Raw genomic sequence first — 22717 nt, forward strand, 5'->3', positions numbered from 1 at the left:
CGCGGGAGGGCCTCCGCGCCGACGCTCACTCGGCGATGAAGTCGCGCACCTGCGCCACCAGCCACTGCGGGTCGTCCCACATCAGGAAGTGGTAGCCGGCCTCGCTCATCTCGATCCGCACGCCGTCCAGTTTCGCGAACTGCGCCTTGAAGATCGCCGCGGTCGATTCCTTGGTGGCGCCGTACGGCTTGAAGCCGGCCCAGGCGCCGAGCACCAGCGTCGGCACGCGGATCCTCGCGACCTCGCCGCGCAGGTCGGTGGTCATCAGCTCGAACATCGCCTGGGTGGTGGTGCGGCGGTCGCTGGCCGCGCCCCAGGCCCTGATCTGCTCGGTGCGCTGCGCATCGTGCGCCATGTTCCGGATCGCCGCTGCGGCGCGGGCGCGGAAGGTGGCATCGTCGCTGGCCTCCATGCCCTGGCGCATCTGCTCGGCCATCGGCCGCACGTTGTCGACGGTCGCCGCCGGGTTCTGCGCCGCCGGCAGGAACGGCAGCGCATCCACGATGATCAGGCGCTCGGCCACATCGGGCCGGGCCGCCGCCATCTGCAGCGCCAGCACGCCGCCAAGGCTGTGGCCCATCAGCACCGGCCGCTTCAGGCGTTTGCCGGCGACGTAGGCCAGCAGGCGGTCGCGCATCGCCGGCAGGAACGCGCCGGTCTCGACCGCCGGCTGGCCGGCGAAGCCCGGCAGGGTGACGATGTGGCACTGCACGCGCGCAGGCTGCAGCGCGGCGCAGGTCTCGCGCCAGGTGTCGCCGTGGCTGTTGAGGCCCGGGATCATCAGCACCGGCCGGCCGCTGCCGATCACTTCGACCGCCAGGCCCTGGAACTGTTCGACCTTGCCCTTGCCGCGCGCGGCGGCGGGCCCGGCGGCGGCCCCGGCGAGCAGCAGGGCGGCGGCGGCGATCAGGACACGGGGGCTGCGGGACAGCAGGCGCTTCATGGCGAACTCCGTTGGCGTGTGGAAGGTGGCGCCAGCGTGGCCGCCGTCCGCGCACGCCGGGCGGAAAAGATGACGAGCGGCCGCGCGCGTCCATGAGCGGTCGCGGACGCCGCTCGCGCCGTCCGGAGAGCGCCGTCTTCCGCGTCGCGCAGCCCGCCCGCGGACCTCTCGAATCCCGATCCCGAACCCGCGCTGATTCCTTCCATCGCGATGAAGCGATAGACTGCCGGCACCCCGCACCCGGCCGGTCTCATGGTCCCCATCAGCTTCGAGTTCTATCCGCCCAAGACCGACGAGCAGCGCGCGCAACTGGACAAGACGGCGGCCCGGCTGAAGGCGAAGGCGCCCGAGTACGTCAGCGTCACCTTCGGCGCCGGCGGCTCGACGCTCAGCCACACGCCCGAGGCGGTGCAGCGCCTGCACAGCGAGCACGGCTTCCAGGCCGCGCCGCACATCACCTGCATGGGCGGTTCGCGCGAGGAGATCCGCAGCCTGCTCAAGCTGTACCGCGCGCTCGGCGCGCGCCGGCTCGTGGCGCTGCGCGGCGACCTGCCCTCCGGCATGGTCAAGGCCGGCGAGCTGCGTTACGCCGAGGAACTGGTGAGCTTCATCCGCGAGGAGACCGGCGAGCACTTCCACATCGAAGTGGCGGCCTATCCGGAGACGCATCCGCAGGCGCGCGATGCGCTCAGCGATCTGGACCACTTCGTGCGCAAGGTGCGCGCCGGGGCCAACGGCGCGATCACGCAGTACTTCTACAACGCCGACGCCTACTTCCGCTTCATCGACGACCTGCGCGCGCGCGGGGTCGACATCCCGGTCGTGCCGGGCGTGATGCCGATCGCCAACTTCAGCCAGATCCGCCGCTTCTCCGAGCTGTGCGGCGCCGAGATCCCGCGCTGGATGGCGCAGCGCATGCAGGCGTTCGGCGACGACGTCCACAGCATCCGCGAGTTCGCCGCCGACGCGGTCGCGCACCTGTGCCGCCGGCTGATCGAGGGCGGCGCGCCGGGGCTGCACTTCTACACCCTCAACCTGTCGCGCCCGACCCTGAGCGTGCTCGACCGCCTGGCCTGACGCCCGCCCGGCGCTGAACGCCGCATGGGCGCGGGCTGGGCGCATCGCCGACCGGCCGCTACCTTGTCGGCCATGCGCCGGCTCACGCCGCTCCTGTTCGCCGTCCTTCTGCTGGCCGCCGGCGGTCGCGCCGAAGCGCAGGTGCGACGCTGCCAGGGGCCGTCCGGCGAAGCCATCTACACCGACCGCAGTTGCGAGGCGGTCGGCGGCACCGAATACCGCGCGCCCGCCCGCCCCGCCACCGCCCGCGCCACCTGGACCTGCGCGCGCACCGTGCGCGATCTCGCGTTCGAGATCACCAGCGCCATCGACAACGGCAACCCGGACGGGCTCGTGCGTCTCTACGACTGGGACGGCGTCGACGGCGACCGCGGCTATCGCATTGCCGAACGCCTGGCCGCGCTCGCCGAGCGCCCGCTGATCGGCATCTCCGCGATCGCGCCCGACAGCGCCACGCCGGACGACGGCCAGTTCCTCACCACCGCGCGCCGGCCGCCGGTGGCCCTGCGCCTGCAGCAGGTCGGCCGCGACGGCAGCAGCGTCGCCAGCACCGTGCTCGGTCTGCACAAGCGGCTGGGCTGCTGGTGGATCCGGCTCTGACGAGGGTACGCGCCGGGCGTCCATAGGCCATCCGTCCCGGGCAGGCGCGCGGGAGCAGCCGGTACACTTGGCGGCGGTTCCCTTCGAGACGCGCGCATGACGATGCAATACCCGGATTGGATCTGGCACAACGGCCGCATCAAGCCGTGGGCCGAAGCCACCACGCACGTCATGTCGCATGCGCTGCACTACGGCTCCTCGGTGTTCGAGGGCATCCGCAGCTACGAGACCCCCAACGGCCCGGCGATCTTCCGCCTCACCGACCACAATCGGCGCCTGTTCGCCTCGGCGAAGATCTACGAGATGGCGATGCCCTATTCGCTGGAGCAGATCAACGCCGCCTGCCGCGAGGTGATCAAGGCCAACGGCCTGACCCGCGCCTACCTGCGACCGCTCGCCTACCGCGGCCTCGGCGGCTTCGGGCTGTCGGCCGAGACGCCGACCGACGTCGCGGTGGCGGCGTGGAAGATGGGCGCCTATCTCGGCGACGGCGTGCTCGAGGAAGGCATCGACGCCTGCGTCTCGAGCTGGCAGCGCTTCGCGCCCAACACCATCCCGGCCGGCGCCAAGGCCGGCGGCAATTACCTGTCCGGCCAGCTCGTCGCGCGCGAGGCGCGCCGGCTCGGTTTCGGCGAAGGCATCGCGCTGGCCTCCACCGGCCTGCTCAGCGAAGGCGCCGGCGAGAACCTGTTCCTCGTGTTCGACGGCGCGCTGCACACCACGCCGGTCAGCGCCGCACTGCTCAACGGCATCACCCGCAACACGCTGATGACGCTGGCGCGCGATGCCGGCATCCCGGTGATCGAACGCGACATCCCGCGCGAATACCTGTACCTGTGCGACGAGCTGTTCATGTGCGGCACCGCGGCGGAGATCACCCCCATCCGCTCGGTCGACGGCCGCCCGGTCGGCACCGGCAAGCCCGGCCCGCTGACGCGGCGCATGCAGGAGCTGTTCTTCGGCCTGTTCGATGGCCGCACGCCCGATCGCTACGGCTGGCTCGAGTACGTGGGCTGAGCGGGGAACGGGGAACGGGGAACGGGGAACGGGGAACGGGGAACGGGGAATCGGGAATCGGGAATCGGGAATCGGGAATCGGGAATCGGGAATCGGGGCGAGCGTGGCGTAGGTTGGGCTGAGCCGCAGGCGAAGCCCAACGCTGCCACCGTCGCCCCGCCGAAAGCCGGGGCCCATTTCCCGGTGACACGACGCCCGGCCGACAAATGGATCGCGGCCTTCGCCGCGATGACGGCACAGGCGCCTCAGTGGCGTAGGTTGGGCTGAGCCGCAGGCGAAGCCCAACGCTGCCCCCGTCGCCCCGGCGAAAGCCGGGGCCCATTTCCCGGTGACACGACGCCCGGCCGACAAATGGATCGCGGCCTTCGCCGCGATGACGGCGCGAATGCGTGACGCCGCAAGCTCCCGTCGCCCCGCCGAAAGCCGGGGCCCATTTCCGGTGACACGACGCCCGGCCGACAAATGGATCGCGGCCTTCGCCGCGATGACGGCACAGGCGCCTCAGTGGCGTAGGTTGGGCTGAGCCGCAGGCGAAGCCCAACGCTGCCACCGTCGCCCCGCCGAAAGCCGGGGCCCATTTCCCGGTGACACGACGCCCGGCCGACAAATAGACCGCGGCCTTCGCCGCGATGACCGCGCCTACTGCCCGCGCTGCGCACTCACCGGCGCGCCGCTCGGCGGTGCGAACCGAAGCATCGCCACCACCCCGCGCTCGGGGCCCGGCCGCACGCGCACGTCCCAGCCGTACAACTCGCACAGCCGGCGCACGATCGACAGCCCGATGCCGCCGCCCTGCGAATGGCCCGCATGGGTGCCGCGGTAGCCGCGCTCGAACAGGCGCTTGGCGTCCTCCTCGCTCAGGCCGGGCCCGGAGTCGATCACCTCGACCGCATGCGGATGCAGGCGCACGACCACGCTGCCCTCCTGCGTGTACTTCACCGCATTGCCGATCAGGTTGTTGAGCGCGACCGTCACCGCCGCTTCCGGCGCATCGGCGATCAGGCCACGCTCGCCCTCGATGCGCAGCTCCACCGGTTTGCCGCCGAGCTGCGCGCGATGGGCGTCGAGCAGTTGCTCGGCCACCCGCGCCACGTCGGTGGCGCCGTGCCCGCGCTCGCTGCGCGACAGCAGCAGCAACGCGCTGATGAGATCGGTGCACTGCTGCTCGGCGCGCTGGATGCGAAGCAACCGGCCGCGCGTCTTCTCGTCGAGATCCGGCTTGGCCAGCAACAGCTCGACCGCGCCCTTGATCACCGCCAGCGGCGTGCGCAGCTCGTGGCTGACGTCGGCATTGAACTCGCGGTCGCGCTGCACCACCTGGGTCAGGCGCGCGGCGTAATCGTCGAGCGCCTTGGCCAGCTCGCCGACCTCGTCGTCGGCGAAACCGGCGGCCAGCGCCTCCGGCTCCGCGGTCCGCCCCGAGCGGCGAAGCCGCTGCGCCAGCTCCGATACCGGGCTCATCACCCGCGAGGCCGACCACCAGCCGATCAGCAGCGACAGCGCGGTGAACACCACCACCACCACGACCAACGCGCGGTAGAAGCGCTGCTCGCCGCGCGTCGCCTGGGTCATGTCGTAGGCCAGGAAGAACCAGGCGTCCGGCGTCTTGCGTACCGCCAGCCGGTAGGAGAACGGCGAGCCGTCCGCATTGGTGCCCGACAGCGAGTGGATGCCGTCCGGCAGCTCGTACCAGTCCGGCTCCTCCACCCGCAGTTGCTCGAACTTGTCCGGCGTGAACACGAACGCCCGCATCTGTTCGACCGGCAGATCGCGCTGGCGTCCCTCGCTACGGAAGTAGCGCTGCTGGTAGAGCGAGATGTTGCGGTTCATCACGTCCAGGACGAGTTCGTCCTCGACGCGGTTGCGTACCCAGTTGGCCGAGTACGCCAGCAACAGCGTGAGGCTGAAGCCGAGCAGCGCGAACGCCAGGATGAGCCGGCTGCGCAGCCGCCGGCGGTAGCGCGTGCGCCGGGGCCGGCGACGGGAGGCGGCCGCGGCGCTCACCTGCTCAGGCGTTGTCGGGCGCGGCGATGCGGTAACCGATGCCATGTCGGGTCTGGATCAGCGGCACGTCGAACGGCTTGTCGACCACCGCGCGCAGGCCGTGGATGTGCACGCGCAGGCTGTCCGAATCCGGCAGCTCCTCGCCCCAGACGCGGGTTTCGAGGTCCTGCCGGGTCACCACCGCGGGCGAGGCCTCCATCAGCGCCTGCAGGATCTTCAGCGCGGTCGGATTGAGCTGCAGCAGCTTGCCCTGCCGGCGCACTTCCAGCGTGTCGAGGTTGTATTCCAGATCGCCCACGCTCAGCACCCGCGTCTGCACGCCGCGGCCGCGGCGCGCCAGCGCGTTGAGGCGCACTTCGACCTCCTGCAGCGCGAACGGCTTGATCAGGTAGTCGTCGGCGCCGGAATCGAACCCGGCCAGCTTGTTCTCCAGCGAATCGCGCGCGGTCAGCATCAGCACCGGGGTCTGCTTGCGCGCCTCGTTGCGCAGCTTGCGGCAGACCTCCAGGCCGTCGAGGCCGGGCAGGTTGAGGTCGAGCACGATCGCGTCGAAGTCGTTGACCACCGCCAGATGCAGCCCGGTGATGCCGTCGGCGGCGAAGTCCACGGTGTGGCCGCGGTCTTCGAGGAAGTCGCCGAGGTTGGCGGCGATGTCCTGGTTGTCTTCGATGACGAGGATTCGCATTGAGTCGTCCTGTGGGAACCACGCACTTCGACCCGGCCGGCGCGGCGCGGTTCCATGGCGGGCCACGATTGTGCCAGCCCCGGCCGTCGCCCGATGCATGCGCGCGGCGGCCCCAAAAGAAAGGGCCCAGACGCGGGGCCGCCGCGCCTGGGCCAAGAAGGGTGTTGCCCCGATACCGTAACCTGCGCCGACCCGACGCCGGCCGGTCGAGGAGGAACCGGACCGGAAGGCGGAAGCAAGCTGCGGTAGGGGTACGCTACCCCCGGGGCGATTAAACGGTCGTTAACCGCTTCGTTAGGTTTTCGTTAAAAAATAGTGAAAACCGCCGTAAGTGCCTGCCGGCCAAGCAGTTGCCGCCCGTCGGCTCGACGGCCGGGTTCAGCCCCCCTCGCGGACCCGCGCCTCGATGTACTCGACGATGGCCCCGGCCACGTCCACCCCGGTCGCCTGCTCGATGCCTTCCAGCCCGGGCGAGGCGTTCACCTCCAGCACCAGCGGCCCGCGCGCGGAGCGGATCAGATCCACGCCCGCCACGCCGAGCCCGACCACTTCCGCCGCGCGCGCCGCGACCTCCTGCTCCGCCTCGCTCGGACGCACCGGCCGGGCGATGCCGCCGCGGTGCAGATTCGACCGGAAATCGCCCTTCGGCGCCTGCCGCCGCATGGCCGCGATCACCCGCCCGCCGACCACGAAGCAGCGCAGGTCCGCGCCCTTCGCCTCGGCGATGAACTCCTGCACCAGGAAGTCCGCGTACAACCCGCGCAGCGCCTCGATCACGCCGCGCGAGGCCGACAGCTTCTCCGCCAGCAGCACGCCCGCGCCCTGGGTGCCTTCGTTGAGTTTGATCACGTGCGGCGGTGGGCCCAGCATCGACAGCAGGTCCTGGGTGTCGTCCGGGTTGTCGCCGAACACCGTCACCGGCATGCCGATGCCGTCGGCGGCCAGCATCTGGTGGCAGCGCAGCTTGTCGCGCGCGCGCAGGATGGCATCCGAGCCGTTCGGCGTGAAGGTGCCCATCAGTTCGAACTGGCGCACCACCGCGGTGCCGTAGCGGGTGATCGACGCGCCCACGCGCGGTATCACCGCGTGGTAGCCGTCGATCTCGCGGCCCTTGTAGTGCATCTCGAACTGCCCTTCGGCGATGCGCATGTAGCAGCGCAGCGGGTCGAGCACGCGCGCGCTGTGCCCGCGCGCGCGCGCCGCCTCCACCAGCCGGCGGGTCGAATAGAGCTTGCCGTTACGCGAGAGGATGGCGAGTTTCATCGGCGATCGCAGGCGACGCGGGCGGTTGGCGGCCGTGCAGGAAGGAGCGTGACGGATCGACCGTGAAGGCGCGCGAGATCGCCGTGCGGCCGACCAGCATCGGGAACAGCATGCCGTGACGCGTGGTGAGATTGACCTCGACCTCGCGCGCGCAGCCGGCGAGCACGAGCGTGGTGCGCACGAACACCCGGCGCGTGCAGCGCCCGCCGGAATCCACCACGTCGCGCTCGTCGATCACCGGCGCGCAGGCCTCCACCACGCGCAGGTCGTGCGCGCCGCAGCGCAGGCGGAAGCCGACCCACGGCGCGCCGCGCTCGGTGAAGCGCCAATGGTCGTCCACGTGCAGCGCCGAACTGCGGGCGCCGGTGTCGATCTTGGCGCGCACCGCCTCGATGCCGAACGCCGGCAGCGCCACCCATTCCCGCCAGCCGAGCGTGATCCGTTTGGCCATCGCATTCTCCGACGAACCCTGGCCAGCGTGCCGGACGGCGGTGCGGCAGCGGATGAAAAACGGCGGCGTTCCGGGGAACGCCGCCGTCGCGGTCTGGAGCGGGTGATGGGAATCGAACCCACGTCATCAGCTTGGGAAGCTGAGGTTCTACCATTGAACTACACCCGCGTGCGCCGAAGTCTACGCGGCGCCGGCCGCAAGGCGCAACGCGCGCCGGATGCGCCCGCCGGCGCATCCGGCAAGGCTCAGAAGCGGGCCCCGACGGTGGCGAACACGGTCGCGTCGTTGCCGCCTTCGTGCCCCACGGTCGCGCTGACGCCGACGTTGGCGTCGAGCCCGAACGCCTGCGTGCGCGCGCCGAGCAGCAGCATCCCGTAGCTGTCGTCGAAGCGCAGGCCCGGCACCGCGTACTCGCCGGTGGCCGGCAGCGACTGCACGCGGGCGAACGCCTCGTCCTGCTCGTCCTCGAACTCGCGCTCGTAGGTGAGCTGGGCGTACGGCTGCAGGTGCCCGCCGCCGGTAAGGCGCGCGCGCCAGCCGACGCGGCCGATCAGCGAGTCGTACTCCTGATCGGGGTAGGCCAGCGAGGTGGACAGCGCCGGATCGCTCTCGGCGAAGCCGTCGACCTCGATGCGCTGCGCCAGCACGCCCACCACCGGGCCGTGACGGAAGCCCTCGTCGCCGAACTCGAAGCCGGCGTTCACCCCCACCGTGAGGTTGCGGCCGTCCGGCGAGCCCTCGTGGCTGCGCTTGGACGGGCCGAGCCAGATCTCGCGGTCGACGTCGTAGCGCAACCAGGTGTAGCTGGCCTGCGCGTTCAGCCATACCGATTCGCCGCGCCAGGCGAAGAAGCCGCCGAGCGTGCCGTCGAGCTGCTCGAAATCGCCGCGGCGCTCGCCGAAATCGACGTAGCTGCGGCCGATGCCGCCGAACACGCCGTAGACCATGCCGCCGCGCGTCCAGTCGACGCCGCCGGTAAGGCCCGGCGCCACGCCGTCGAAGCCGATACCGGTGTCGTAGCGCAGCGAATCGCCACGCGCGTCCACCCACCAGCGCATGCCCTCGCCTTCCGCATCGGCCGCCAGATCGGCGTGTTCGGAGACGCGGTCGGCGCGCGAGCGCCCGACCACCTTCGCGCTGTACGGCAGCACCGCGACCTGGCGCGGCGCTTCCAGCACCGACACCGCGAACTCGGACAGAAGCTGGTGCGCGCGCGAGGTCGGATGCACGCCGTCGGCGAACAGGTAGCTGTCGGCGGCACCGGGGCTCACCAGCGTGTTCGGGGTGCAGGTCAGCGAATTGGCGGTGATCTGCGGCTGACAGGCGGTGCCGGTGATGTTGGCGAACCCGTAGGCGCCCGGATTGGCGACCACTTCCTGGAACAGCGAGAAGGTGTTGAGCGGGATCACGCGCAACCCGGCGCCGCTGAGCCCGGCGAACAGGCTGCTGTTGTAGGTGACGGCCAGTTGCGTCAGCGCCGCCTGCGCGGCCGGGCCCTGCGCGCGCGCCGACGGCGTCAGGCCGGTATCGGGCACGGTCGGCACCAGGATGTAGCGGGCGCCCGCGCTGCGCAGCGAGGCGACCGCGGTGACGTGCGCGCCGACCGCGGTGGCGATCGTGGTCTGCGCCGGCGCGCCGGCGGCGACCGCGAAGATGTCGTTGGCACCGCTCCAGACCGTGTACAGCGCGTTGGGGTCGGCGCGGCCGCCGTTGGCCGCCAGATACCCGCTCACCTGCGCCGACACCGACGGGATCGGCCCGAACGGGCTGGTGCCGTTGACGCCGCCGCGCGCGCCGCCGACCGCGTAGTTGGTGCCGCCCTGGTTCGATGGCGTCGCCCCGGTGCCGTAGTAGTTGGCGAGGTACTCCGACCACACCAGCCCCGGGTTGGTGGTGAAACGGCCGACCAGCGCCGCGGTCGGGCCGCCGACCTGGATCAGGCCGGGCCGGAACGCGCCGGCGTCGGTCAGGCTGTCGCCGAAGAAGATGGTCTGCGAATAGGTCTGGGCCAGCGCCGGAGCGGCGGCCAGGGCGAGGGCGGCGGCGAGCGCCGAACGGGCAAGCGTCTTCATGCTGTCCTTTTGAAGTTCGACCGGAAGGGGGCCTCCGCCATCCATACGGCGGTGGACGGCGCATCGAAGCACGCCGTCGCCGCGCACTCAAGCGGCAATGCGTCATGACTGGCCGGGCACCGCGCGGGGCGGGACAATGACGCCATGGACATCCTGCTCAATGGCGAACCCCGCACGTTTCCCGGCGCGCTGAGCGTGCGCGCCCTGCTCGAGGCGGAAGGGCTGGCCGCACGGCGCGTCGCCGTCGAGGTCAACGGCGAGATCGTGCCGCGCGGCCGGCACGAGCATCACATGCTCGCCGATGGCGACCGCGTCGAGATCGTGCATGCGCTCGGTGGAGGGTGAGCATCGCCGCGCGCGCCGTTCCGCCGCGAATCGGGCCGGCGCGCCGGCCGGGTGCGATAATCGCGCGATGACCACCGACTTCCCGCACGACGACCCGCTGATCATCGCGGGCAAGACCTACCGCTCGCGGCTGCTGACCGGCACCGGCAAGTTCAAGGATCTCGACGAAACGCGCCGCGCCACCGAGGCCGCCGGCGCCGAGATCGTCACCGTCGCCATCCGCCGCACCAACATCGGCCAGAACCCGGGCGAGCCGAACCTGCTCGACGTGCTGCCGCCGGACCGCTACACCATCCTACCGAACACGGCCGGCTGCTACACCGCCGAGGACGCGGTGCGCACCTGCCGGCTGGCGCGCGAGCTGCTCGACGGCCATGCGCTGGTGAAGCTCGAGGTGCTCGGCGACCAGAAGACGCTCTACCCCGACGTGGTGCAGACGCTGAAGGCCGCCGAGACGCTGGTCGCCGAAGGCTTCCAGGTGATGGTCTACACCAGCGACGACCCGATCCTGGCCAAGCGGCTGGAGGAGATCGGCTGCGTCGCGGTGATGCCGCTGGCGGCGCCGATCGGTTCGGGTCTCGGCGTGCAGAACCGCTACAACCTGCTGGAGATCGTCGAGAACGCGAAGGTGCCGATCCTGGTCGACGCCGGCGTCGGCACCGCCTCGGACGCCTCGATCGCGATGGAGCTCGGCTGCGACGGCGTGCTGATGAACACCGCGATCGCCGGTGCGAAGGACCCGGTGCTGATGGCGCACGCGATGAAGCTCGCGGTCGAGGCCGGACGCGCCGCGTTCAAGGCCGGCCGCATCCCGCGCAAGCGCTACGCCAGCGCCTCCTCGCCGGTGGAGGGGCTGATCGGGTGATCGCGCGTGTCGCAGGGGGGGTCTGGATCCGCCATCGCCGGCAAGCTTTCGACCGGCGGATCCCGACCCGCCACCACCGGCCGACTTTCGACCGGCGGGTCAAGACCCGCCCTACGGGCGCTTGTCCATGACTGACATCGGCAAGCTGCCGCCGAAGCCGTTCACCGTCGAGGAAGGCCGCCGCAAGGTGCGCAGCTTCGTGCTGCGCCAGGGCCGCTTCACGCCGGCGCAGCAGCGCGCGTTCGATGCCTTGTGGCCGCGCTTCGGCCTCGACTACGGCGGGCAGCCGCGCGATTTCGACGCGGTTTTCGGGCGCCACGCGCCGCGCGTGCTGGAGATCGGCTTCGGCAACGGCGAGGCGCTGCGCTTCGCGGCGGCGAACGACCGCGCACGCGATTACCTCGGCATCGAGGTGCACGCGCCCGGCGTCGGCCGTCTGCTCAACGGTCTGGCCGAGGACGGCAGCGACCACGTGCGCGTCTACCACCACGACGCCGTGGAGGTGCTGGAGCGCGAGATCGCCGACGGCGCGCTCGACGAGATCCGCATCTACTTCCCCGACCCCTGGCACAAGAAGCGCCACCACAAGCGGCGCCTGATCCAGCCCGCATTCGCCGCCCTGCTGGTGCGCAAACTGCGGCCCGGCGGACGCTTGCACCTCGCCACCGATTGGCAGGACTATGCGGAACAGATGTGGGACGTGCTCGACGCCACGCCCGGTCTGCGCAACGTCGCCGGCCCGCGCGGCCACGTGCCGCGTCCCGAGTGGCGCCCGCAGACCCACTTCGAGGCGCGCGGCCTGCGGCTGGGGCATGGCGTGTGGGATCTGCTTTACGAGAAAGCCGGGAATCGGGAATCGGGAATCGGGAATGGGGAATCGTGAGCAGAAGCCGCATCGCCACGTTCGGTTCGCGAGCGCAACCGCCTCAGGATGCCGGCACCGCCGTACGTAGCCGCGGTCCTGACCATTCCCGACTCCCGATTCCCGACTCCCGCTGAAGATGGAAACCGCGCTGACGCTCACCACCGACATGAAGCTCGTGCTCGGGCTGGTGGGCTTCACGATGGTGATGTTCGTGTTCGAGCGCATCCGCGCCGACGTGGTGGCGCTGGTGGTGCTGGTGCTGCTCGGGCTGTCGGGACTGGTGGAGCCGGAGGAGCTGTTCAACGGTTTTTCCGGCAACGCGGTGATCGCCATCATCGCCACCATGATCCTTGGCGCCGGGCTCGACCGCACCGGCGCGCTCAACCGCCTGGCCGGCTGGCTGCTGCGGCGTGCGCAGGGGCTGGAGCAGCGGCTGCTGCTGCTGACCACCGGCATCGCCGGGCTCAACTCCTCTTTCATGCAGAACCCGTCGGTGATGGCGCTGTACATGCCGGTCGCCTCGCGCCTGTCCTCGCGCACCGGCGTTCCGCTGCCGCGCTTCCTGCTGCCGATCGCGGCGGCGATCGTGATGGGCGGCGGGCTGACGATGGTCGGCAACTCGCCGCTGATCCTGCTCAACGACCTGCTGGTCGCCGCCAACAGCAACCTGCCCTCGGGCGCGGCCACGCTCGAGCCGCTGAAGATGTTCGCGCCGCTGCCGATCGGCCTGGCGCTGCTGGCCGCCTCGCTGCTGTATTTCCGCTTCTTCGGCTACCGCCAGCTCGGCGACGAGGAAGGCAAGGGGGTGACGCCGGCGCGCACGCAGAGCTACTTCGCCAAGGCCTACGGCATCGAGGGCGACGTCTACGAGCTGACCGTCACCGCCGACAGCCCGCTGGTGGGCATGTCGCTCGGCGAGGCCGAGGCGCTGCGCGGGGCGCCGCTGCTGCTGGCGCTGAAGACCGGCAACGAGGCGCGCCTGGCGCCTCCCGCCGACGCGCGCATCTGGGTCGGCAGCGTGCTCGGCGCGATGGGGAGCCGCGAGCAGGTCAACGACTTCGCGCAGAACCACTTCCTGCGCCTGAGCACGCGCCTGCGGCATTTCGGCGACCTGTTCAACCCGAGCCGCGCCGGCATCTCCGAAGCGGTGGTGCCGCCGACGTCGCGCTTCATCGGCAAGACCCAGGCCGACCTGCAACTGCGCAAGCAGTACGGCCTGAGCCTGCTGGCGATCAACCGCGACAAGCAGGTGCTGCGCGACAACGTGCGCAACACCCCGCTGCGCTCGGGCGATATGCTGGTGCTGCACAGCATCTGGACCGACCTCGCCGAGGCGGCGGCCAGCAAGGACCTGGTCGTGGTCACCGACTACCCGAAGGGCGAGCAGCGTCCGCACAAGCTGAAGATCGCGCTGGTGATCTTCGCCATCTCGATGCTGCTGGCGCTGTCCTCGCGTCTGCCGGTGTCGATCGCGCTGATGACCGGCGTGGCCGGCATGCTGATCGCCGGCGTGCTCAACATCGACGAGGCCTATGCCGCGATCAACTGGCGCACCGTGTTCCTGATGGCGTGCCTGATTCCGCTCGGCTGGGCGATGGACTCCAGCGGCGCGGCCGCCTGGGTCGCCGGCCATACCCTGGAGCAGTTGCCCGAGGGCACGCCGCCGTGGCTGCTCGGCCTGCTGCTCGGCCTGCTGACGACCGCGTTCTCGCTGGTGATCAGCCATGTCGGCGCGACCATCGTGATGGTGCCGCTGGCGATCAACCTGGCGCTCGCCGCCGGCGGCAATCCCACCGCGTTCGCGCTGATCGTCGCGCTGTCGGCGTCGAACAACTTCATGACCGCCTCCAACCCGGTGATCGCGATGATCACCGGCCCCGCCGGCTACACCACGCAGACCTTGTGGCGCGTCGGCGCCCCGCTGTCGCTGCTGTACCTGCTGGTGGCGGTGGCGATGGTCAATCTGCTGTTCTGACGCGGGTCGGGAATCGGGAATCGGGAATCGGGAATCGGGAATCGGGAGTCGGGACTCGGGAATCGGGAATTGGGAATTGGGAATTGGGAATTGGGGATCGCGCTTCCGGGGGTATCTCGCTGCGCTGACGCCCGCTCGGCCTGAGCCTGTCGAAGGGCGTGGCTGGTGATCCGGAAGGAATGTCGGGCGGCCCGTGGTTCGACAGGCTCACCACGCGCGAGGGTGGGCAGCGGGTTCGGGCCGCGGATCCCGCCTCCCCTAACCCCCCATCCCGAATCCGTCCCTCACCAGCCACACCGCACCATCGCGCACCTCGACCGGCACCGCGCGCAGGGCTTGGCCGCGGCAGGGGCCGGCGACGCACTCGCCGGTGGGAAGCTCGAACGCGGCGCCGTGGGCGGCGCAGACCAGGTGACCGTCGCGGCTGCGCAGGAAACGGCCGGGCGCCCAGTCGAGGCGGCGCCCGGCGTGCGGGCAGACGTTGAACCACGCGCGCACGCGGTCGCCGTCGCGATACAGGATCAGCGACTCGGCATCGCCGTCCACCACCGCCTCGACCTCGGCGAAGCCGTCCTCGCCGAAACGGTCCAGCGTCGCCAACGGCGCGCCGTCCGCGTTTAACGAAGTTCTCACACCCTCGGTCATGCGTGGTCCGATACTCACCTGCCCGGCGATGCCGCCGCATTGTGTCAGACGTACGACATGGCCGCCCACGCGTTCCGCTTCGACAGCCTCCGCTTCCGTCACGGCTTCACGCCGCGCAAGCCGCGCAATCCGCTGCTGCGCTTCGCGGTCGGGCTGGTGGGGGTGGGCGTGCTGGCGCTGCTGGTGATGTTCAGCGTGGTGCTGGGTGCGGCGATGATCGGCGCCGGTCTCGGCTACCGGCTGTGGCGCCAGCGGCGCACGCGGACGGAGCGCGTCCGCGACGCGCGCGTGGTCGAGGCCGAATACCGCATCGTGGGCGCTCCGGCGCTCGACCGCCGGCGCTGACATGGCGGACGTGATCGAGGCCACGCCGACGCCCCGGGTGCCGGTGCGCGGCGGAGGCACGTTCCCCGTGCGCCGCATCTACTGCGTCGGCCGCAATTTCGCCGAACACGCGCGCGAGATGGGCGCCACCGCGCCCGCCTCGCCCGCCGAACGCGGCACGCCGGTGTTCTTCTGCAAGCCCGCCGACGCGGTGGTCACCGACGGCGCCGTGCCCTACCCGCGCGGCACGCGCGAGCTGCATCACGAGATCGAACTGGTGGTCGCGCTCGGCCGCGACGCGCCGAGCGGCGTGCTGGCGGTCGAGAACGCGCCGTCGCTGGTCTTCGGCTATGCGCTCGGACTGGATCTGACGCGCCGCGATCTGCAGTCGGCGGCGAAGGCGAAGGGCCTGCCGTGGGACACCGGCAAGGCGTTCGATCATTCCGCGCCGATCAGCGAGATCGTGCCGGCCGCGCAGGTGACCGGCCTGGAATCGCGCGCCCTGCTGCTGCAGGTCAACGGGCAGACGCGGCAGCACGGCGAACTGCGCGATCTGATCTGGAGCGTGCCGGAAATCCTGCACGAGCTGTCGAAGCTGTTCGCGTTGCGCGCCGGCGATCTGGTGTTCATGGGCACGCCGGCGGGCGTCGGTCCGCTGCAGCCGGGCGACCGCTTCGAGGCCTTCCTCGACGGCATCGTCGCGCTGCGCGGGCGCATCCTGGACGCCTGAGCGCAGGCGCGCACCCATGAAGCTGCTCGACGAGTTCAAGGCCTTCATCGCCCGCGGCAACGTCGTCGATCTGGCGGTCGGCGTGGTGATCGGCGCCGCCTTCGGACGGATCGTCAGCAGTCTGGTCGATGGCCTGATCATGCCGACGATCGCCGTGCTCGGCGGCGGGGTCCGCGTCGAGGACTGGAAGGTGGTGCTCAGGCCGGCACGACTCGACGCGGCCGGCAGGGAAGTCGCCGCCGAAGTCGCGCTGCGCTACGGCGCGGTGCTGCAGTCGGCGATCGACTTCGTGCTGATCGCCGCGGTGATCTTCCTGTTCCTGCGCGCCTACAACCGCCTGCGCCAGCCGGCTGCGGCGGAGCCGCCGAAACCCGCCGAGGACATCGTGCTGCTGCGCGAGATCCGCGATCTGCTCAGGGCGCAACGCGAGCCGCAAAAGCCCTGAGCGGCTGCGGACGAAAACCCGCGCGGCGACCATGACTTGCGTCATGCCCGGCGCGCGCGCGCCGTTGCTACCCTGCCCGCTTTCCACCGAGGGGGTTCGCGGATGCGCGCAACGTTGTGGGCGGCCGTCACGGCCGCGTGCCTGTTCACCGCTTCCGCCCTCGCCGCGTCGCGCGAGACGCGCATTCCCGACGGCGCGATGGCGACCGCGGCCACGTTGCGCGAACGCGCCCTGCAGAGCGATCTGGCCTGGCGCATCACCGAGTCGTTGACCACCGAGGTCGGTCCGCGCCTGGCCGGCAGCGAGGCCGACGCGCGGGCGGTGGCGTGGGCGGAGGCGAAGTTCCGCGAGCTGGGCTTCGACCGCGTGTGGAAGGAGCCGGTGACGTTCCCGAAGTGGGAACGCCGCAGCGAGCGCGCCGAAGTGCTCGGCAGCGCCGCGCAGCCGCTGGCGATCGCGGCCCTCGGCGGCAGTCCCGGCGGCACGGTGGAAGCGGAGATCGTGCGCTTTGCCGACCTCGCTTCGCTGGAGGCGGCGCCGGACGGTTCGCTGGCCGGCCGGATCGCGTTCGTCGACTACCGCATGGCCCGCGCGAAGGACGGCGCCGGCTACGGCCAGGGCTCGCGCCTGCGCAGCCGCGGCCCGTCGGCGGCGATCCGCAAGGGCGCGGCGGGCTTCCTGATGCGCTCGGCCGGCACCGATTCGCACCGCTTTCCGCACACCGGCATCACCCGCTTCGACGAGGGGCTGACCCCGATCCCGTCGGCCGCGCTGGCCGCGCCGGACGCCGACCAGCTCGCGCGCCTGCTCGCGCGCGGACCGGTCCGCGTGCGGATGGCGCTGGACTGCGGCTGGACCGGCCAGGCGACCTCTTACAACGTGATCGGCGAGATCCGCGGACGCAGCCGGCCGGACGAGGTGGTGCTGATCGGCGGCCATCTCGATTCGTGGGACCAGGGCACCGGCGCGATCGACGACGCCGCCGGCGTCGCCATCACCATGGCCGCCGGCAAGCTGATCGGCGAGATGAGCCGGCGCGAGCGCCCGGCGCGCAGCATCCGCGTGGTCGCCTTCGCCAACGAGGAGCAGGGCCTGTGGGGCGGCAAGGCCTACGCCGCCGCGCACGAGCAGGCGCTGACGCGGCACCAGATCGCCGCCGAGAGCGACTTCGGCGCCGGCCGCGTGTACGCCTTCTCGACCTCGGCGCCCGAGCATGCGAAAGCGGCGGAGAAGCGCATCGCCGAGGCGCTCGCGCCGCTGGGCATCGCGCATGCGCCCGGCACCGGCGGGCCGGGTCCGGACATCAGCCCGTTCGCCGAGAAGGGGCTGGCGTGGGCGCGGCTGGCGCAGGACGGCACCGACTACTTCGATTACCACCACACCGCCGACGACACGCTCGACAAGATCGACCCCCGGGCGCTGGCGCAGAACTTGGCGGCGTATGCGGTGTTCGCGTATCTGGCGGCGTCGGCGGAGGGGGACTTCGGCAGCGCGCCGAAGCTGGCCTCCGATGAGGCGGGCGCGAAGTAGCCGGTCCAAGCGGCAGCGGCTCCAGAACAGGGCTACCGACGTCGCCGACGCGAGCGCGCCTTTCTCCCTCCCCTTCAAGGGGAGGGCCGGGGTGGAGGTGGTGTTCGTTCCGTAGCCCGCTCCAACACCATCCCCTCCCAAACCCTCCCCTTGAAGGGGAGGGCTTCCGGTAGTCGGCCTTTCGCACCCGGGTGCGGGCTTCGCCCTTGCCCGGGCTACCGACGACCGGGGTCGCCGGCGCGGCGCGTCTTTCTCCCTCCCCTTCAAGGGAGGGCCGGGGTGGGGATGGTGTTCGTTCCGTAGCCCGCTCCAACACCATCCCCTCCCAAACCCTCCCCTTGAAGGGGAGGGCTTCCGGTAGCCGGCCTTTCACACCCGGGTGCGGGCTTCGCCCTTCCCGGGCTACCGGCTTCGCGCCCACTGCGCGAGTAGCACGGCCGTAGCGGCGGCCACGTTGAGGCTTTCCACCGCGCCGGTGCCGGGGATCGACAGGCGCAGGTCGCAGGCGGCGGCGAAGTCGCGGTCCATGCCCTCGCCCTCCGCGCCGAGCACGTAGACCAGCCGCTCCGGCAGCGGCGTGCGGAACAGGTCGGCGCCGCCTTCCACCACGGTCGCCGCCAGCGCGAAGCCCGCCCCGCGCAGTTGGGCGAGGGCGTTGTCGCTGCGTCCCAGGCGCACCAGCGGCACCGCTTCGGCGCCGCCCTCGGCCACTCGCGCGGCGGCGCCGGACAGCGCCAGGGTCGAATGCTTCGGCAGCAGCACGGCGGCGACGCCGAAGTGCGCCGCCGAGCGCAGGATGGCGCCGAAGTTGTGCGGATTGCCCACGCCGTCCAGCCACAGCGCCAGCGACGGGCCTTCCGGCAGATCGCGCAACCACGCCGAAAGCGGCTGCGGCTCCTCGCGCAGCACGTCGGCGACGACGCCTTCGTGGTGCGCGCTGGCGGCGAGCCGCTGCAGATCCTGCTCCTCGACCACGCGATAACCGACGCGGTGCGCGACGCACCACTTCAGCAGCGGCTGCAGCGCGGGAATGCGCGCCTCGGTCAGATAGAGCTTGCGGATCGCCTCGGGACGGCGGGCGAACACCGCACGCACGGCGTTGAGGCCGTACAGCCGCAGCTCGCGCGCCTCGCCCGCCGGCGCGCGGGATTCGCGCGGCGCCGGCTCCGGCCGACTGCGCGAAGGCGGCACGGACCCCGGCGGTCTAGAGCGTCTCATCGAGCGACCTCCGCGTCCGCGCGTACAGCAGCGCATCGAGCAGCTCGCCGCGCTTGACGATCGCGCAGCGCATGCGGCCCTCGAACGCGAACCCGGCCTTCTCCAGCACCCGCGCCGAGGCCGGATTGTTGGCGTACACCTTCGCCCATACGCGGTACAGCGCCAGCGTCCGCATCGCCCACGGCACCAAGGCGCCGAGCACGCGCGTCATGTGTCCCTGCCCCCAATGCGCGCGGCCCAGCCAGTAGCCGATCTCGGCGCTGTGGCGCTCGACGTCCTGCCCGGGATGCAGGCCGACGCCGCCGCAGGCCTCGCCGTCGATCTCGATCGCGAACGCCGGTTCGCGCGGATCGAGCACCTGGCCGCCGAGGAAGCGTTCGGCGTCCTGCGCGGTGTACGGGTACGGGAAGCGGTCGCGCAGTCCGAGCGACACCTGCGGATCGTCGGCATGACGCAGCAGCGCCGCGCGGTCGTCCGCGCGCCACGGACGCAGCCGCGTGCGCGCATCGACCGCGATGGGGTGAGCGAAGGGCGCGTCAGGCATGGCCGCCCGCCTGCGGCGTGGTCGTCTCCAGCCGCTCCAGCTCGTGCGCCAGCGCCTGCGGCGAGCGGGTGTAGCGCGCCAGCAGCACGTAGAACGCCGGCACCACGAACAGCGACAGCAGGGTCGAGAACGCCACGCCGAAGATCACCACGATGCCGATCGCCGCCCGGCTGGCCGAACCCGGCCCGCCGGCGAGCACCAGCGGCACAGCGCCGGCGATGGTGGCGACCGAGGTCATCAGGATCGGCCGCAGGCGCACCGCCGAGGCCTCGACGATCGCCTGATGGATGCTGCGGCCCTCGTCGCGGAGCTGATTGGCGAACTCGACGATCAGGATGCCGTTCTTCGCCGCCAGGCCGACCAGCATCACGATGCCGATCTGGCTGAACAGGTTGAGCGAACCGCCGGTGACGGCCAGACCGATCAGCGCGCCGAGCACGCCCAGCGGCACCGTCAGCATGATCACGAACGGGTGGATGAAGCTCTCGAACTGCGCGGCGAGCACCAGATAGACGATCAGCAGCGCCAGCGCGAACGTCAGCAGCACCGTGCCGCCGGCCTTGAGGTATTCGCGCGAATCGCCCTTCCAGTCGATCTGGGCGTGCTCCGGCAGCTCCTCGCGCACGACCTGGCGCGCCCACTCGATCGCCTCGCCCATGCTGTAGCCCGGCGCCAGGCCGGCGCTGATGGTGATCGCGCGCAGGCGATTGAAGCGGTTGAGGCTGCCGGGCTCGGCCAGCTCGTGCAGCGTGACCAGATTCGACAGCGGCACCAGTTCGCCGCCGGCGGCGCGCAACTGGATCGCGCCGAGATCGGCCGGCGTCATCCGCGTCTCGCGGCCGGCCTGCAGGATCACGTCGTACTCCTCGCCGTTCTGCACGAACGTGGTCACCCGTCGCGAGCCCATCAGCGTCTCCAGCGCGCGACCGATGTCGGCCACCGCGATGCCGAGATCGGCCGCGCGCTGGCGGTCGATCTGCACGCGCATCTGCGGACGGGTCTCCTTGTAATCGGAATCGACCGAGAACAGCCTCGGGTTGCGCTCCATGCGCGCCAGCAGACGGTCGCGCCACTGCGCGAGCTCGGCGTATTCCGGACCGCCGAGCACGATCTGCAGCGGCTGCCCGCGGCTGCGCACGAGGCCCGTGCGCACCTGCGGATTGGCGCGCACGCCGGGCAGCGCGCCGAGTTCGCGGCGCAGCGAGGTGACGACCTCGTCCGTGCTCACGTCGCGCTCGCTCCACTCGCGCAGGAACACGATCGCCTGGCCGGTGTGCATCTCCTCGCTGGCGCCGAAGCCGCCGGGCACGCGGGTGTTGACGCGCTGGATCGGGCCGTTCTCGCCCACGTGTCTGAGCAGGATGTTCTCGACCTGATGGATCTGGCCGACCGTGTAATCGAAACCCGCGCCTTCCGGTCCCACGATCGAGACGAAGAACGCGCCGCGGTCCTCGGTCGGCGCCAGTTCGCTCGGCACCAGGCGGAACAGCAGCGCGCTCGCCGCCAGCGCGGCCAGCATCAGCGCGCCGAACAGCCACGGGCGCTCCACGCTGCGATCCAGCCAGCGCCGATAGCGCGCGGTGAACGCGTCCAGGCGCGCGTTGACCCAGCGCGCCACGCGGTTGCTCTTCTGCTCGGCGTGCGGCCGCACCAGTTTGGAGGACATCATCGGCGTGAGCGAGAGCGCGACGAACGCCGAGATCGCCACCGCGCCGGCCAGCGCCACGGCCAGTTCGCGGAACAGCCGCCCGGTGTTGCCCTCCATGAAGCCGACCGGCAGAAACACCGCCACCAGCACCGCGGTGGTGGCGATCACCGCGAACGCCACCTGGCGCGTGCCGCGCGCGGCGGCCACCAGCGGCGGCTCGCCGAGGTCGGCGCGGCGCTGGATGTTCTCCAGCACCACGATCGCATCGTCCACCACCAGGCCGATGCACAGCACCAGCGCCAGCAGCGTCAGCAGATTGATCGAGAAGCCGAACAGCAGCAGCGGGATGAACGCCGCCACCAGGCACACCGGCACGGTCACCGCCGGGATCAGCGCGGCGCGGAAGCTGCCGAGGAACAGCCAGATCACGATCAGCACGAGCACGATCGCCTCGAACAGCGTCGCATAGACGCGCTCGACCGCGTTCTCGATGAACACGGTGGTGTCGAAGGCGACGAAGATGTTGGTGCCCTTCGGCAGCGTCTCGCGGATACGTTCGGCCTCCTCGCGCACGGCGCGTGCGACGTCGAGACTGTTGGCGGTCGAGGTCTTGACGATGCCGAGGCCGATGTTGGGCTCGCCGTTGCTGCGGAAGTACGCGCGCCGCTCGGCGGAGGCGAGCTCCACGCGCGCCACGTCGCCCAGCCGGATCACGTAGCCGTCGGCGCCCTTGCCGATCGGCATCTGCGCGAAGTCCTCCGGTGTCTCGTAGCCGCGCGCCACGCGCAGGGTGAAGTCGCGCGCGTCGGATTCCAGCCGCCCCGCCGGCAGTTCGACGTTCTGCGCGCGCAGCGCGCTCTCGACCTCGTTGACGGTCAGCCCGCGCGCGGCCAGCGCGTCGCGGTCGAGCCAGATGCGCATCGCATAGCGCTGCTGGCCTCCGACGCGCACCTGCGCCACGCCGTCGATCGCGGACAGCCGGTCGACCACGTAGCGTTCGGCGTAGTCGGTGAGCTGCAGCGTGTCCATCGCGGTCGAGCTCATGTTGAGCCAGAGGATCACCTCGGCGTCGCTCTCGACCTTCTCCACCTGCGGCGGATCGGCCTCTTCCGGCATCCGGTTGGCCACGCGGCTGACGGCGTCGCGCACGTCGTTCGCGGCGGCCTCGATCTCGCGGTGGGGCGTGAACTCGATGGTGATCGACGCGCGTCCGTTGACGCTGCGCGACTCGATCGTCTCGATGCCCTCGATGCCGGCGAGCGCGTCCTCCAGGATCTGGGTCACGCGCGTTTCCACCACGCCCGCGGAGGCGCCGGGGTAGGTGACGTCCACCGAGACCACCGGCGGATCGATCGCCGGCAGCTCGCGCAGCGTCAGGCGGGTGAACGCCATGAAGCCGAGCACGATGAGCAGCAGGCTCATCACGGTGGCGACCACCGGGCGGCGGATGGAGAGATCGGACAGCGTCATG

At 71.2% G+C, this 22717-nt stretch carries 21 protein-coding genes and 1 tRNA gene; 11 read left to right on the forward strand and 11 right to left on the reverse strand.

The annotated features are described in order from the left end of the window. Positions 1-25: 25 nt before the first annotated feature. The gene (locus FQY64_RS07485; RefSeq protein ID WP_146473475.1) at positions 26-943 is read right to left on the reverse strand and encodes an alpha/beta fold hydrolase; all 918 of its coding nucleotides are present in this window, start codon (positions 941-943) and stop codon (positions 26-28) included. Positions 944-1195: 252 nt separating this feature from the next. Here FQY64_RS07485 and metF point away from each other — a divergent pair, with 252 nt between their 5' ends. The 3 genes from metF to FQY64_RS07500 all read left to right on the forward strand — a co-directional run bounded on the left by metF (position 1196) and on the right by FQY64_RS07500 (position 3637). Then, on the forward strand, positions 1196-2020 hold the full coding sequence (gene metF / locus FQY64_RS07490) for a methylenetetrahydrofolate reductase [NAD(P)H] (RefSeq protein ID WP_146473477.1): 825 nt from the start codon (positions 1196-1198) through the stop codon (positions 2018-2020). Positions 2021-2092: 72 nt separating this feature from the next. Continuing rightward, complete coding sequence (locus FQY64_RS07495) at positions 2093-2620, forward strand: hypothetical protein (protein WP_146473479.1); 528 nt, start codon at positions 2093-2095, stop codon at positions 2618-2620. Between the two features lie 96 nt (positions 2621-2716). Beyond that, positions 2717-3637, forward strand: a complete 921-nt coding sequence (locus FQY64_RS07500; RefSeq protein WP_146473481.1) for a branched-chain amino acid transaminase — start codon at positions 2717-2719, stop codon at positions 3635-3637. A gap of 639 nt (positions 3638-4276) precedes the next feature. Here FQY64_RS07500 and FQY64_RS07510 read toward each other — a convergent pair. From FQY64_RS07510 to FQY64_RS07535, 6 genes are all read right to left on the reverse strand, one after another. Continuing rightward, positions 4277-5686, reverse strand: a complete 1410-nt coding sequence (locus FQY64_RS07510) for a sensor histidine kinase (RefSeq protein ID WP_146473483.1) — start codon at positions 5684-5686, stop codon at positions 4277-4279. After that, positions 5646-6326, reverse strand: a complete 681-nt coding sequence (locus FQY64_RS07515) for a response regulator transcription factor (RefSeq protein WP_146473485.1) — start codon at positions 6324-6326, stop codon at positions 5646-5648. The genes FQY64_RS07510 and FQY64_RS07515 overlap by 41 nt, the downstream gene beginning before the upstream one ends. A 378-nt stretch (positions 6327-6704) precedes the next feature. Further along, complete coding sequence (rimK, locus tag FQY64_RS07520; protein WP_146473487.1) at positions 6705-7589, reverse strand: 30S ribosomal protein S6--L-glutamate ligase; 885 nt, start codon at positions 7587-7589, stop codon at positions 6705-6707. Next, a complete protein-coding gene (locus FQY64_RS07525) occupies positions 7564-8040 on the reverse strand; it encodes an ATP-dependent zinc protease family protein (protein ID WP_146473489.1) in 477 nt (158 codons plus the stop codon). Before FQY64_RS07525 ends, rimK begins: the two co-directional genes overlap by 26 nt. Before the next feature lie 94 nt (positions 8041-8134). Continuing rightward, a tRNA-Gly gene (locus FQY64_RS07530) sits at positions 8135-8208 on the reverse strand. Positions 8209-8285: 77 nt separating this feature from the next. Next, entirely contained in the window at positions 8286-10112 is a 1827-nt protein-coding gene (locus FQY64_RS07535; RefSeq protein WP_186760889.1) for an autotransporter domain-containing protein, read from the reverse strand. Between the two features lie 144 nt (positions 10113-10256). Here FQY64_RS07535 and thiS point away from each other — a divergent pair, with 144 nt between their 5' ends. The 4 genes from thiS to FQY64_RS07555 all read left to right on the forward strand — a co-directional run bounded on the left by thiS (position 10257) and on the right by FQY64_RS07555 (position 14162). Next, a complete protein-coding gene (thiS, locus tag FQY64_RS07540; protein WP_146473493.1) occupies positions 10257-10457 on the forward strand; it encodes a sulfur carrier protein ThiS in 201 nt (66 codons plus the stop codon). A 67-nt stretch (positions 10458-10524) separates the two neighbouring features. Continuing rightward, positions 10525-11322 carry a thiazole synthase gene (locus FQY64_RS07545; RefSeq protein ID WP_146473495.1) on the forward strand — a complete coding sequence of 266 codons (798 nt, stop codon included), beginning with the start codon at positions 10525-10527 and terminating at the stop codon, positions 11320-11322. 127 nt (positions 11323-11449) lie between these two features. Further along, positions 11450-12205 (forward strand): tRNA (guanosine(46)-N7)-methyltransferase TrmB, encoded by a 756-nt coding sequence (trmB, locus tag FQY64_RS07550; protein WP_146473497.1) that lies wholly within the window; start codon positions 11450-11452, stop codon positions 12203-12205. A gap of 118 nt (positions 12206-12323) precedes the next feature. Further along, entirely contained in the window at positions 12324-14162 is a 1839-nt protein-coding gene (locus FQY64_RS07555) for an SLC13 family permease (protein ID WP_146473499.1), read from the forward strand. A 258-nt stretch (positions 14163-14420) separates the two neighbouring features. Here the strand turns inward: FQY64_RS07555 and FQY64_RS07565 are convergent, their stop codons facing one another. Further along, positions 14421-14807, reverse strand: a complete 387-nt coding sequence (locus FQY64_RS07565) for a Rieske (2Fe-2S) protein (RefSeq protein WP_146473501.1) — start codon at positions 14805-14807, stop codon at positions 14421-14423. Between the two features lie 57 nt (positions 14808-14864). On the opposite strand from FQY64_RS07565, the gene FQY64_RS07570 reads away from it, so the two are divergent. The 4 genes from FQY64_RS07570 to FQY64_RS07585 all read left to right on the forward strand — a co-directional run bounded on the left by FQY64_RS07570 (position 14865) and on the right by FQY64_RS07585 (position 17836). Continuing rightward, positions 14865-15152: a hypothetical protein gene (locus FQY64_RS07570; protein ID WP_146473503.1), complete on the forward strand. Its 288-nt coding sequence runs from the start codon at positions 14865-14867 to the stop codon at positions 15150-15152. A 1-nt stretch (position 15153) separates the two neighbouring features. Continuing rightward, positions 15154-15861: a fumarylacetoacetate hydrolase family protein gene (locus tag FQY64_RS07575; protein ID WP_146473505.1), complete on the forward strand. Its 708-nt coding sequence runs from the start codon at positions 15154-15156 to the stop codon at positions 15859-15861. A 16-nt stretch (positions 15862-15877) separates the two neighbouring features. Continuing rightward, on the forward strand, positions 15878-16306 hold the full coding sequence (mscL, locus tag FQY64_RS07580) for a large-conductance mechanosensitive channel protein MscL (RefSeq protein WP_146473507.1): 429 nt from the start codon (positions 15878-15880) through the stop codon (positions 16304-16306). Positions 16307-16408: 102 nt separating this feature from the next. Continuing rightward, on the forward strand, positions 16409-17836 hold the full coding sequence (locus FQY64_RS07585; RefSeq protein WP_146473509.1) for a M28 family peptidase: 1428 nt from the start codon (positions 16409-16411) through the stop codon (positions 17834-17836). Positions 17837-18238: 402 nt separating this feature from the next. Here the strand turns inward: FQY64_RS07585 and FQY64_RS07590 are convergent, their stop codons facing one another. From FQY64_RS07590 to FQY64_RS07600, 3 genes are read right to left on the reverse strand one after another with little or no spacing between them, the layout of a single operon-like run. Further along, complete coding sequence (locus FQY64_RS07590) at positions 18239-19090, reverse strand: TrmH family RNA methyltransferase (protein WP_186760890.1); 852 nt, start codon at positions 19088-19090, stop codon at positions 18239-18241. After that, positions 19041-19598: a GNAT family N-acetyltransferase gene (locus FQY64_RS07595; protein ID WP_146473513.1), complete on the reverse strand. Its 558-nt coding sequence runs from the start codon at positions 19596-19598 to the stop codon at positions 19041-19043. Before FQY64_RS07595 ends, FQY64_RS07590 begins: the two co-directional genes overlap by 50 nt. Then, positions 19591-22716: an efflux RND transporter permease subunit gene (locus FQY64_RS07600; RefSeq protein WP_146473515.1), complete on the reverse strand. Its 3126-nt coding sequence runs from the start codon at positions 22714-22716 to the stop codon at positions 19591-19593. The genes FQY64_RS07595 and FQY64_RS07600 overlap by 8 nt, the downstream gene beginning before the upstream one ends. Position 22717: the final 1 nt, after the last annotated feature.

This window comes from Vulcaniibacterium thermophilum, assembly GCF_007923255.1.
In the GTDB taxonomy this organism is placed as follows: Bacteria; Pseudomonadota; Gammaproteobacteria; order Xanthomonadales; family Xanthomonadaceae; genus Lysobacter_F; species Lysobacter_F thermophilum.

Excerpts from the sequence above, each read along its gene's own strand:
- FQY64_RS07500 (WP_146473481.1), top strand. The coding sequence starts at position 2,717 with ATGACGATGCAATACCCGGATTGGATCTGGCACAACGGCCGCATCAAG.
- FQY64_RS07510 (WP_146473483.1), bottom strand. The coding sequence starts at position 5,686 with ATGGCATCGGTTACCGCATCGCCGCGCCCGACAACGCCTGAGCAGGTG.
- mscL (WP_146473507.1), top strand. The coding sequence starts at position 15,878 with ATGAAGCTGCTCGACGAGTTCAAGGCCTTCATCGCCCGCGGCAACGTC.
- trmB (WP_146473497.1), top strand. The coding sequence starts at position 11,450 with ATGACTGACATCGGCAAGCTGCCGCCGAAGCCGTTCACCGTCGAGGAA.
- FQY64_RS07590 (WP_186760890.1), bottom strand. The coding sequence starts at position 19,090 with ATGCGCTGCTGTACGCGCGGACGCGGAGGTCGCTCGATGAGACGCTCT.
- thiS (WP_146473493.1), top strand. The coding sequence starts at position 10,257 with ATGGACATCCTGCTCAATGGCGAACCCCGCACGTTTCCCGGCGCGCTG.
- metF (WP_146473477.1), top strand. The coding sequence starts at position 1,196 with ATGGTCCCCATCAGCTTCGAGTTCTATCCGCCCAAGACCGACGAGCAG.
- FQY64_RS07545 (WP_146473495.1), top strand. The coding sequence starts at position 10,525 with ATGACCACCGACTTCCCGCACGACGACCCGCTGATCATCGCGGGCAAG.
- FQY64_RS07485 (WP_146473475.1), bottom strand. The coding sequence starts at position 943 with ATGAAGCGCCTGCTGTCCCGCAGCCCCCGTGTCCTGATCGCCGCCGCC.
- FQY64_RS07595 (WP_146473513.1), bottom strand. The coding sequence starts at position 19,598 with ATGCCTGACGCGCCCTTCGCTCACCCCATCGCGGTCGATGCGCGCACG.
- FQY64_RS07575 (WP_146473505.1), top strand. The coding sequence starts at position 15,154 with ATGGCGGACGTGATCGAGGCCACGCCGACGCCCCGGGTGCCGGTGCGC.
- FQY64_RS07515 (WP_146473485.1), bottom strand. The coding sequence starts at position 6,326 with ATGCGAATCCTCGTCATCGAAGACAACCAGGACATCGCCGCCAACCTC.
- FQY64_RS07570 (WP_146473503.1), top strand. The coding sequence starts at position 14,865 with ATGGCCGCCCACGCGTTCCGCTTCGACAGCCTCCGCTTCCGTCACGGC.
- FQY64_RS07535 (WP_186760889.1), bottom strand. The coding sequence starts at position 10,112 with ATGAAGACGCTTGCCCGTTCGGCGCTCGCCGCCGCCCTCGCCCTGGCC.
- FQY64_RS07525 (WP_146473489.1), bottom strand. The coding sequence starts at position 8,040 with ATGGCCAAACGGATCACGCTCGGCTGGCGGGAATGGGTGGCGCTGCCG.
- FQY64_RS07495 (WP_146473479.1), top strand. The coding sequence starts at position 2,093 with ATGCGCCGGCTCACGCCGCTCCTGTTCGCCGTCCTTCTGCTGGCCGCC.
- FQY64_RS07555 (WP_146473499.1), top strand. The coding sequence starts at position 12,324 with ATGGAAACCGCGCTGACGCTCACCACCGACATGAAGCTCGTGCTCGGG.
- FQY64_RS07565 (WP_146473501.1), bottom strand. The coding sequence starts at position 14,807 with ATGACCGAGGGTGTGAGAACTTCGTTAAACGCGGACGGCGCGCCGTTG.
- FQY64_RS07585 (WP_146473509.1), top strand. The coding sequence starts at position 16,409 with ATGCGCGCAACGTTGTGGGCGGCCGTCACGGCCGCGTGCCTGTTCACC.
- FQY64_RS07600 (WP_146473515.1), bottom strand. The coding sequence starts at position 22,716 with ATGACGCTGTCCGATCTCTCCATCCGCCGCCCGGTGGTCGCCACCGTG.
- rimK (WP_146473487.1), bottom strand. The coding sequence starts at position 7,589 with ATGAAACTCGCCATCCTCTCGCGTAACGGCAAGCTCTATTCGACCCGC.